General features: G+C 37.4%; 9 protein-coding genes. 2 read left to right on the top strand and 7 right to left on the bottom strand.

The window, feature by feature from the left end; translation table 11 throughout:
• Nucleotides 1-78: 78 nt before the first annotated feature.
• The 3 genes from WBY99_RS01725 to WBY99_RS01715 all read right to left on the bottom strand — a co-directional run bounded on the left by WBY99_RS01725 (nt 79) and on the right by WBY99_RS01715 (nt 2,002).
• Nucleotides 79-588 (bottom strand): hypothetical protein, encoded by a 510-nt coding sequence (locus WBY99_RS01725; protein WP_423974621.1) that lies wholly within the window; start codon nt 586-588, stop codon nt 79-81.
• Nucleotides 589-590: 2 nt separating this feature from the next.
• Entirely contained in the window at nt 591-815 is a 225-nt protein-coding gene (locus WBY99_RS01720) for a YdeI/OmpD-associated family protein (protein ID WP_423974620.1), read from the bottom strand.
• 122 nt (nt 816-937) lie between these two features.
• The gene (locus WBY99_RS01715; protein WP_423974619.1) at nt 938-2,002 is read right to left on the bottom strand and encodes a Gfo/Idh/MocA family oxidoreductase; all 1,065 of its coding nucleotides are present in this window, start codon (nt 2,000-2,002) and stop codon (nt 938-940) included.
• 362 nt (nt 2,003-2,364) lie between these two features.
• On the opposite strand from WBY99_RS01715, the gene WBY99_RS01710 reads away from it, so the two are divergent.
• Both WBY99_RS01710 and WBY99_RS01705 read left to right on the top strand, forming a co-directional pair.
• Entirely contained in the window at nt 2,365-3,678 is a 1,314-nt protein-coding gene (locus WBY99_RS01710) for a M16 family metallopeptidase (protein WP_423974618.1), read from the top strand.
• A 6-nt stretch (nt 3,679-3,684) separates the two neighbouring features.
• Nucleotides 3,685-5,733 carry a M16 family metallopeptidase gene (locus tag WBY99_RS01705; protein WP_423974617.1) on the top strand — a complete coding sequence of 683 codons (2,049 nt, stop codon included), beginning with the start codon at nt 3,685-3,687 and terminating at the stop codon, nt 5,731-5,733.
• A 162-nt stretch (nt 5,734-5,895) separates the two neighbouring features.
• Here WBY99_RS01705 and WBY99_RS01700 read toward each other — a convergent pair whose 3' ends face one another.
• The 4 genes from WBY99_RS01700 to WBY99_RS01685 form a co-directional block, all read right to left on the bottom strand.
• Nucleotides 5,896-7,077, bottom strand: coding sequence for an MFS transporter (locus WBY99_RS01700; RefSeq protein WP_423974616.1), 1,182 nt, complete (start codon nt 7,075-7,077; stop codon nt 5,896-5,898).
• A 276-nt stretch (nt 7,078-7,353) separates the two neighbouring features.
• Complete coding sequence (gene mgtA, locus WBY99_RS01695) at nt 7,354-10,041, bottom strand: magnesium-translocating P-type ATPase (RefSeq protein WP_423974615.1); 2,688 nt, start codon at nt 10,039-10,041, stop codon at nt 7,354-7,356.
• Nucleotides 10,042-10,230: 189 nt separating this feature from the next.
• Nucleotides 10,231-10,725 carry a hypothetical protein gene (locus tag WBY99_RS01690; protein WP_423974614.1) on the bottom strand — a complete coding sequence of 165 codons (495 nt, stop codon included), beginning with the start codon at nt 10,723-10,725 and terminating at the stop codon, nt 10,231-10,233.
• A gap of 202 nt (nt 10,726-10,927) precedes the next feature.
• The coding region (locus WBY99_RS01685; RefSeq protein WP_423974613.1) for a hypothetical protein at nt 10,928-11,254 on the bottom strand (327 nt) is incomplete at its 5' end.

Raw genomic sequence — 11,254 nt, 5'->3', positions numbered from 1 at the left:
CCTTTTCCATTGAAGCCTTGAGCTTTTTGAGGGCACTGAAAAAATCTTTATGTGCAACAGCTTTTAAACATTCTAATCCTATTTTATCTTCTTACTTTTCCCCTCAATATAAGTCATGAATTTTATTCCGTCCTGCGAAATTTCAAATTTGGTATTGATGATTTCAGGATCAAGCAAAGTATAAGTCAGCCGGAAAATAGGAACATTCGGGATTTTGTCGCTGATCATGACGATCGATTTATCAGCGTAAATTATCGTGTAATTAATTGTGTGTCCTTCATTATCGAAATAAATTGCTTTGGAAGGATTTCCACTAAAATCAGGATAAATAATCATCAAATCATCATGAATAATTAAGGGTTTGTTTTCGGTTGCCGGATATTCGGAATGACTTTTTCTTTCGATAATTTTTTCATCAAGATTGAAAGCAAATGAGAAAGTGCCGCTGCCTTGTCCTGGTTTTCCGCTGCCTTCGCCTTTCCATTCGCCGATTAGCCAATTCCACTTTTCCCAAGTTTTGCTTTGTTGCCCGAAGCAAGAAATGGTCGCCATGAAAAATAGGGCAACAAAGAATAATTTTATTTTCATTCCTAAACTGTTTTTAAAGTTTTTTGATTATTTCTAAGCATTAAAATAGCTTTTCCCGCTCTTGTTTTTCTCGTTGCTTCTTGCTTTGCCGACCCAACCCAGTCGCAATATCCTTGTTTGTAGGAGTTGGATAATGTTTCAAAAAAGTCTTTTGCTTTTTGGTCTTTATCAAGCAATGACTGAAGTTCAGCTGGGACTCCTTCGATGTGCTCTCCTTTTTTTAACATATTATTTTGAGGTTTGTATTTAATATTTTTTCTAAAACTCAAATATACAGATAACCTTCATTTCTAAGGAAAAATACCTTCAATATTCTATAGAAAAACCATCGCTAAAAATGGAAACTTTTTTAGTGATTGGTCAACTCAACAACCTTTCCTTCTTTTGAACTTTCCAAAGCGGCTTCAATGATTTTCATGTTCGGAATGATTTCAATTGCTGGTGAAGGCAAAGCGTATCCGAAAACGATATGTTCATAAATCTCCTGATAGTAATTCATGTAATTTCCCGGTTCGCTGGACGTGAGAATTCTTACTGAATCGGAGTTTTCTTTTAAATAATTAAGAATTCCGTCGGGTTCATTTAAAGGTTTCATCCAGTTTTCGTTGAAAGTGGGAATTGCGCCAGAAACCAATTCGTTTTCCTGATCGTCTGTTCTTTCTTGTAAAAAACTTCCTTTATCACCATGCAAAATATAAGCGTAATGCGCTTCTTTGCAGAAAACTGAAGATTTTAAACGCACTCTTAAATCATTTTTATAATAGAGTAGCATTTCGAAATAATCGTTCGCAAACGCTTTTCCTTTCATTGAAAATACATCGGCAAAAAGTTTTTCCGGGAAACCAAAAAGTTGCGTCACCTGATCGATGAGGTGCGACCCTAAATCATGAACTGCGCCAGAACCCTTTAATAGTGGATTTTCTTTATGAGCTTTGGTACTCGGTTCGGTACGGAATCGGTCGAAACGAATTTCGGCTTCTTTTAAGGTTCCTAATTCTCCGTCTTCTAAAATCTTTTGAACCTGAAGATAATCACGGTCAAATCTGCGGTTTTGGTAAACACTGAGGAAAAGTTTTTTTTCTTCCGCCAACTTCACCAGTTCTTCCGCTTCGGAAATGTTGACGGTAAAAGGTTTTTCTACAATAACGTTTTTTCCGGCTTGTAAAGCCATTTTTGCATATTCAAAATGTGTTTGAACCGGCGTGTTGACGACGACTAATTCAATATCTGCATGCTGCAACATTTCTTCGACGGATCTGTAAATAGCGGTTTCGGGATATTTGGATTTTGATTCTTCTTTCGATCTTTCTACGACAGCAGACATGAAAAATCCTGGATGTTCTTTTAAAAACGGTGCGTGAAAAACTTTTCCACTCATTCCAAAGGCGCAAAGGCCGACTTTTACCAGTTGCATATTTCTAAATTTTAACAAATGTATAAAAGCTTTTTTAAATTTTGATACCAATCTTGTACTGCGAACCAATCTGCGCCCCGGCCTGAACGGAACTCTTTTTTATTTTGCGTTGGATAATGCGGCTGGAAAATAAAAAAAGTGAGAGTGGAGGACGGAAAAAGGCGCCCAAATAAAAATAGAAGAGCTAATAAATAGAGATTTTTATAAATCTGTTGTATTGAAAATATTGAGAGAAATTATTTTGCTTGAAATAATTTACAATAGAGCTATAACAAATATTCTCTCTCTGTAAAAAAAATTAATGATACTGTAACTTTCCCGGAAAATAAACTACTTATTCATTATAGAAATACTATAAAATTATGATAAGAAAATCTTTTTCAGCTTTTGGCCTTCTTCTTTTGGGAGTTGTGTCACAGGCTCAGGAAATTAAATTTGAGGAGTATGATTTGCCAAACGGCATGCATGTGATTCTGCATCAAGACAATAAAGCACCGGTTGTTACCACTGCGGTAATGTATCATGTTGGTGCAAAAGATGAAATAGCTAACAGAACTGGGTTCGCTCATTTTTTTGAGCATTTGCTTTTTGAAGGAACGCCGAACATCAAACGTGGTGAATGGATGAAAATTGTGGCTGCCAACGGTGGTACAAATAATGCCAACACTACCGATGACCGTACTTATTACTATGAAACTTTCCCATCAAATAACCTACAACTCGGTTTGTGGATGGAAGCGGAACGTTTGAGACATCCGGTGATTAACCAGATTGGGGTGGATACTCAAAATGAAGTAGTGAAAGAAGAAAAGAGAATGCGCGTTGATAATCAACCTTACGGTAATATTATGAAATCCATTAAACTTGGATTGTTTAAAAAACACCCATATAAAAACACCACCATCGGGGAAATGGAAGATCTGGATTCCGCAAAACTGGACGAATTTTTGACTTTCTTTAAAAAATATTACGTTCCGAATAATGCAACTTTGGTTGTAGCAGGAGATTTTGAACCGGCTGAAGCGAAGAAATTAATCGATACTTATTTTGCAAGCATTCCGAAAGGAGCGCCGATTGTAAGAGATTTGCCGAAAGAAGATCCGATTACCAAAGAAACGGTGATGACTTACTACGATCCTAATATTCAGTTGCCGGCTTACCTTTACACCTACCGAACTCCTGGTGATAAAACCCGTGATTCTAAAGTTTTGGATATGATTTCTTCTTATTTAAGCAATGGTAAATCGTCGGTTCTTTACAAAAAATTGGTTGATGAAGATAAAAAAGCGCTTCAAGTTCAGGCGATTAATTTGGGTGAAGAGGATTACAGCGTATTTGCATTTTTTGCGATTCCGTTGGGAACAACTACAGAAGCTGCTTTACGAACAGATATCGATGCTGAGGTGAATAAACTGCAGACGACTTTAATCAGTGAAGAAGATTTTCAGAAACTTCAAAATCAGTTTGAGAACCAGTTCGTGAATGCGAATTCAAGTATTCAGGGAATTGCGAGTTCTTTGGCGACCTATCACGTTTTACAGGGCGATACCAATTTAATTAATAAAGAAATTGAAATCTACCGAAAAATCACCCGTGAAGATATCCGCGAGGTTGCCAAGAAATATCTGAACAGCAACCAAAGAGTTATTATTAATTATTTACCAGAAAAAAAATAATCGAAAATGAAAAAATCATTATATAGTATTGCCGCCGTATTTTTTGTTTCTGGCTTGATCAGTGCCCAGGTGATCGACCTTAACCAAATGCCGAAACCGGGACCTACGCCGACTGTAAATATCGCAACACCGCAAACCTTTAAACTGAAAAACGGTTTAACCGTAATGGTGGTAGAAGATCATAAATTACCGCGGGTAAATACCACCCTAACTTTTGACCATCCGCCAATGGTGGAAGGGAACAAAGCAGGAGTAAGTGATATTATGGCGGATCTTTTGGGCAGCGGAACTTCGAAAATATCAAAAGACGAGTTTAATAAAAAAGTAGATTTCCTGGGAGCGTCCATTAATTATCGTGCAAATGGTGCCAGCGCCAACACGCTTTCAAAATATTATCCGGAAATTTTAAATCTTTTTGCAGCCGGAATTACCGATGCTAAATTCTCGAATGAAGAGTTGAGCAAATCAAAAGAAAGAGGAATTGCAGGTTTAAAATCCGACGAGTTAAGTGCACAGGTTATTGGAAAGAGAGTTTTCGATGTTTTAACTTATGGCAAAAATACCGCTTTAGGGGAATACGAAACTGAACAGACTTTGAATGCTATTACTTTGGCTGATGTTCAGGATATGTACAAAAAATCGTATGCACCCAATACCGGTTATTTGGTGGTCATCGGTGATGTGAAGTACAATGAGGTGAAGAAAATGATTGAGAACGCCTTTGAAGGCTGGAAAAAATCAGATTACAAATATCCTTCATTACCGAAGTTCTCTAATGTTGCGAAAACCGAAATCGATGTTGTAGATGTTCCTACGGCGGCGCAGTCTGTGATTATGTTGGGGGATCTTCATGATTTAAAAATGAAAGATCCTCAATATTTTGCAGCAACTACAGCGAATTATATTTTAGGAGGCGGAAGTCTGGAAACCCGTGTGAATATGAATCTTCGCGAGAAAAACGGATTTACTTACGGTGCATATACCTCTCTGGATGTGTCGAAATATGATTCCAGTTTTGGCGGAACTGCCAATGTTCGTGGTGAAGTGACCGACAAAGCCATCAAAGAATTCATGACGGAAATTAAAGGGATTAAAACCATTAAACCCGAAGAATTGCATAACGCAAAAGAAAAACTCAAAGGCAGTTTCATTATGTCTCTGGAAAGACCAGAAACTGTGGCGAGATTTGCCTTGAATTTAATTACTCAAGATTTACCAAAAAATTTCTATACCAATTATCTGAAATCTGTAGATGCTTTGACGGTTGATCAGGTACAGAAAGCTTCTGATTCTTTCATTAAACCCAATAATATGAGAATATTTGTGGCGGGGAAAACGAGTCAGTTTGCCGATCAGTTAGACACTTTGGGTTATCCGGTAAAGTATTTTGATAATTATGGAAACTCCGTGGCAAAACCTGAAGTGAAGAAAGTGGATGCCAATGTCACTTTAGCAAGTGTTGCCGATAAATACATTGCTGCGATCGGAGGAAAAGACAAAGTTTCGAAGATTACTTCAATCACTTCTGTAGCGACCACTAAAATGCAGGGAATGGAATTGGGTATTAAAAATACGCAGGCAATCGGCGGAAAAGTTAATATGGAAATTTCGATGATGGGCAATACCGTTCAGAAAATGACATATGATGGTAAAAAAGGTTCGATGACTGCACAGGGAAATAAAATGGATATGCCCGCAGAAATGATGGAAGCTTATGACAAAGAAAAAAACCTTTTCCCCGAATTATCTTTTGCAACTTCTAAAGATTATACGCTTGGCGGAATCGAAAAAATAGAAGGTACTGATGCTTATGTTGTGAAATCTGCTGATGTAACTTACTTTTACGATGTGAAAACAGGTTTAAAAGTGGGTGAAATTAAAAAGCAAAAAATGCAGGGTCAGGAAATTGAAGTTCCGACTTACTATTCCAATTACAAAGAAGTGGACGGCGTTAAATTTCCGTTTACCATTAAAGTAAACCAAATGGGACAGGACATGCAGCTGGATATACAGTCTTATGAATTAAACAAAGCGACAGCAGAAGATTTTAAATAAACTTTTTCTGTTTGAGTAATTAAGCAACGGCACTGAAAGGTGCCGTTTTTTTGTTGTAAAGGATTTTGAAAATAGCTGGTTTTTAAGATTAAAGTTTGTGGTAAGTCCTAGAAAGACACGATTTCCTGAACGGGATAATAATGATAGGCTGTTCTACTTTTTCTAATCTGTGATTAAAGTTTTAGGTTTAGGAATTGTGAAGAAGTACAGAATGACAATTAAGGATGCAAATGCAGACATTAAAAAAGTCATTGCTGCACCGAACTGAAACCAAATAAGTCCTGCGAATGAACTTGCAAGCATGGTGCAAATGCTCTGAAATCCTGAAAATGTTCCGATGGCGGTTGCAGTATCTTTTTTATTAGTGATATTTGAAATCCAGGCTGTTGAGATTCCGTCGGTCGCAGCCGCATAAATTCCATAAAGAGAAAACAGTCCAAAAAACACATAAACATTGGTATTCACTGACATTCCAAAATATACAGCTGAAAACAGGATAAGACCTATTATAAGAATCTTTTTCAAGCCCACTTTGTCGGCAATGATGCCCAATGGAAAAGAGGATAAAGCATAAATAAGATTGTAAAAGATATAAACCGCAATGACCATCGTGTCATCAAGTCCCGATTGTTTTGCTTTGAAAAGAAGGAAAATATCTGAACTGTTAAAAAGGGTAAAAGCGAGGAGTCCAATCACTAATTTTTTGTATTCTGGCGGACTTACTTTCCAATAATTAAGAAATGAAAAGAAAGAAGCGGATAATTTTGGTTTGACATCTTTTGTGCTTTTATCTTTCAAAAAAAAAGAAGCAAGAACCGCAATAAGTCCTGGAATAAAAGCAATGAAAAAAAGGGTTCTATAATCTTGTGGATAAAAATACAGATAAATTAAAGCTAAAGAAGGTCCGATGACAGCTCCTAAAGTATCCATAGAACGATGGAATCCAAAAACCTGACCTTTGGTTTCCGCAGTGGCTTCGTCTGAAAGCAGGGCATCTCTTGCTCCTGTTCTGATTCCTTTTCCGAAACGGTCAAGCGTTCTGCCAAAGAAAATCAAAAGGGGATAAGTGAAAATCGCCATCATCGGTTTTGAGATAGCACTAAAAGCATAACCCATTTTTACAAATGGTACTCTTTTGCCCGAATTGTCTGAAAGTTGACCAAAATAAGCTTTGCTCATCCCTGCCGTCGCTTCTGCAACTCCTTCAAGTATTCCGATGAGCACAATTGAAAAGCCGATTGATTTTAAATACATGGGCATAATCGGATACAGCATTTCACTGGCAATGTCGGTGAAGAGACTGACCAATGATAAGATCCAAATGGTGCGTGTAATATATTTCACAATTTCTTCTTGTTAGTCGGTTGTTCAATATTGGCAGGTCGTTCAATAATAGCTTATCAAATATATGGAAGTTTCATAATTATTTGAAAGCCAGTGTACTTCTGATTTTTATCTCCAATCTCATTTCTAGCGAAAATCTGAGTCCCGGCCTGAGTAGAACTCATTTTTTTTGCATTGGGAAAAGCACTGGCAAATAAAATAGCGGGAACCCTTCGACAGGCTCAGGATAAACTCCGGACGGATAAAGGCGCCCAAATAAAAATTAATATTCATGATTTATAACCACTGATTGTATTTCTTGATAAACCAATTTTTCACGAACTGAGTCAGTAAGCAATAACTGAACAGAATACCCAATAACCACGGGAAATATATCAATGGCAAAGGCGTCATTTTGAAGGCGGCGGCAAAAGGGGAGAAGGGAATCAGGATGCCGACCAGCATGATGGCTGAGGTTAGCGCTACAACTGGTGCGGAAGCCCAACTTTGAATAAACGGAATTTTGCGCGTACGAATCATGTGAACAATTAAAGTTTGAGAAATCAGACTTTCTACAAACCAACCGGTCTGGAATAAATGCTGGTGATCCGCTGAATTGGCTTTGAAGATAAACCACATCAAAGCAAAAGTGGCATAATCGAAAATGGAGCTGATTGGTCCAATAATCATCATGAATTTGCTGATTCCGCCAGCATCCCATTTATGCGGGGTTTCTATATAATCGGCATCCATTCTGTCCCAGGGAATTGATATTTGCGAGAAATCATAGAGGAGATTATTGATTAAAATCTGTATCGGAAGCATGGGTAGAAACGGCAATAAAGCTGAAGCGCCCAAAACGCTGAACATATTTCCGAAGTTGCTGCTCGCAGTCATTTTAATATATTTAATGATATTCCCATGCGTTCTGCGACCATAAACGACGCCTTTTTGAAGGACCATTAAATCTTTTTCGAGCAGGATAATATCGGCACTTTCTTTGGCAATGTCTACACCGGTATCAACTGAGATACCGACATCTGCATCGCGCAGAGCTGCTGCATCGTTGATGCCGTCGCCCATATATCCGACGGTGTGTCCTTTTGCCTGTAAGAGTTTGACGACTCTGGATTTTTGCAGCGGACTTAATTTTGCGAGTATTGATATGGTGTCGATTTTATTTTGAAATTCTTCGTCGGTCATTTTTTCTAAATCACTGCCGAGCAGCACATTCGTTACTGGAATACCAACTTCTCGGCAAATCTTTTTGGTGACAATTCCGTTATCGCCGGTGAGGACTTTAACATTGATTCCTAATTTTTGTAATTCAAGAACGGCTTCATTTGCGGAAGGTTTAGCAGGATCTAGAAAGCCAATGAAACCAGTAAGTATCAAATCGCATTCATCAGCGATGGAATAATTTAGTGGTCGCTCATCGCCTTCTTTTACACCGATAAGCAAAACGCGAAGTCCGTCTTCATTTAGCTTTTCTGTAATTTTGATGATCTTGTTTTTAAGGGTTTCATCTAAAGGAATAATGGCATCTTTGAAAAATTGACTTTGGTCATCTGCTCCTGGATCAATTGCCCGATTGCAAACCGACAGCATTTCTTCTACAGCGCCTTTGCAGATCAAAAAATGTTTGTGGTTTTTTTCTTCCAAAATAACAGACATTCTTCTGCGGTTAAAATCAAAAGGAATTTCGTCTATTTTCTTAAATTCTTCTAGTTTTAAATCGGGGTGTACGTGTTCATGGTTGTCATAATAATCGAGTATCGCAACATCCATGAGGTTTTTTAATCCGGTTTGATAAAAACTATTCAGGTAAGCCCACTTGAAAACTTCGTCATCTTCAACCCCGTGAATATTGAGATGTCTTTGCATGACTATTTTGTCAAGCGTTAAAGTGCCGGTTTTGTCGGTGCACAAAATATCCATCGCACCGATATTCTGAATGGCATTTAATCTTTTGACCACTACTTTTCTTTTGCTCATGCTTACGGCACCTTTCGCTAAATTGGTGGTAACAATCATAGGCAACATTTCGGGGGTTAATCCCACGGCAACGGTAATGCCGAACATAAAAGCTTCCAGCCAGTTTCCTTTCGTCAATCCATTGATTAAAAAAACAAGCGGAACCATGACAAACATAAACCGAATGAGCAGCCAACTTACACTGTTGACGCCTTTTTCAAAACTTGTTTCGGCTCGCTTGCCTACCAATGATTTAGACATCGTACCAAAATAGGTTTGGTTTCCTGTGGCGACCACAATTGCATTTGCAGTGCCACTCACCACATTGGTTCCAAGGAAACAGATATTCTCTAAGTCGAGTGAAGATTTTTCTGAGCGATCTGGCAGCAGGTTATCATGTTTTTCAACGGGCATGGCTTCACCAGTCAACATCGATTGACCAACGAATAAATCTTTGGAATGAAGTATTCTAATATCAGCGGGAATCATATCACCTGCAGAAACGGAAATAAGATCTCCGGGTACTAATTGTTTGATATCAATGTCGGTTTTGCCAGAATTCTTTCGCAGAACGGACGCGTTGGTTTTTACCATACTTTTCAACTGTTCTGCGGCTTTGTTACTTCTAAACTCCTGAGAAAATCGGAGCAGCACACTAGTGAGTATCATAACGATGACTACAATAACTTCTTTGTAATCTTTACTGCCCGGAGCGGCATAAATAACATCCATAAAAAAGGAAACCACACCAATTAGAAATAAAACTCCATTGAAAGGGTTTATAAATGCGCCGAGTAACTGAATATACCAGGAAGGTGCTTTTTCGTGTGCTATTTCGTTGATACCAAATACCAATCGTTTTTGTTGGACTTGATCATCTGAAAGTCCTTCATCACTGGTTTCGAGTTGGGTAAATAACTGCTGTGGATCAGTTTTAGCAGCTTGTAAAAGTTGGCTCGCTGCGAGTTGGTTTGCGCTGGCATTGTCTGGTGGGACTAAGCCAGAGGTCAATTTTTTCTTTAAGATATTTAACATGATGATTAGAGATAATGTTAAAATTAATTGAGTGGTCGCTTTTGGGAACTAACTCGATGGTCTATCAAATTTTGTTTTTAAAAAAAACCGTCCATCTTACACAACCGTCAGCTGGCATTACTGGTTGTATTGGCGGAATCTTTTTTAAGGTTTATTTTATTTCAGTTACTTATTCAACTGATACAGATTTTCTAGGAACTGTATTTTTTTGCTTTCTTTCCAACGGTTGGTATAAATCAAGAAACTAAAGAAGGTTTTTTCTGATGAGCCGAATAGGAATACATTATCCAATTTATCTTTATATTTCCAAATGATAAATTCTAAGTCTGAATTCTCTTTAAGCTTTTGCGTTTTAAAGTTGTTTTTTTTTCGGAAATCAGAATCCCATTTATAAAATGCTTTTAGGTTTTCAAAATCTGATTGATTTGCTTTATAAAACGGATAAGACTTCTTCAGGTTTTGCGCAACTGCAATGATAACGCCTTCGTCATTTCTTAAATAAGTTTGCCCAGATTCATGTACCATATTCAACGGGGTCCAATTTCCCGGAACTCTTATTTCACCTGAATTTGTTTTGATAATGGAATAATCCATCAGGTCTTGGCTGGCAATAAAACTGGGCAAAAGAAAAAGGATGATCGCTAGTAAAGTGATTTTCATTATGCTGTTGTTTTCATTCAAGAAACAGAAATCAAAATAATGGGGTTAAAAGTATAAAACGAGGTCGCCCCATTCACAATCGAGTTGATTCTTGAAAAAGTAAAAAAGTTTAGAGCCTATTTAAAAATTTTTTTTAAAATTTCATCAAAATTACTCCCTTTAGGGTCGGGGAAATTAATTTTGATGAAATTTAAACAGACTCTTAGTTTTCAGAATTTCTTTTTTGGATTGCATTCCTATCAATTGCCAAATATCCTAATCTGTTTTCTTTCGTTAAAGTCCAGACATTAATGATTTTTGCAGTGTTTAATTCTGCCTCGTTGGGGCTAATTAATTCAATTTCTTTAATGCTGTTTGTGGCAATGCGATAATGATCATTCATTAATAAAAAACCATCTACATAGATTTTTGTTTTAGGATCTGCGGCTAAAAATGTTCTGATCTCATTCTGACTTTTAGTTGGTATGTTTTCTAAAGTGGTTTCACACGAAATTAATCCATATAAGCTTAGATTCGGATAGATTTGTGC

It is taken from the genome of Kaistella sp. (assembly GCF_049588135.1).
GTDB lineage: Bacteria > Bacteroidota > Bacteroidia > Flavobacteriales > Weeksellaceae > Kaistella.
This window is presented reverse-complemented; position numbering and strand designations above follow the sequence as displayed.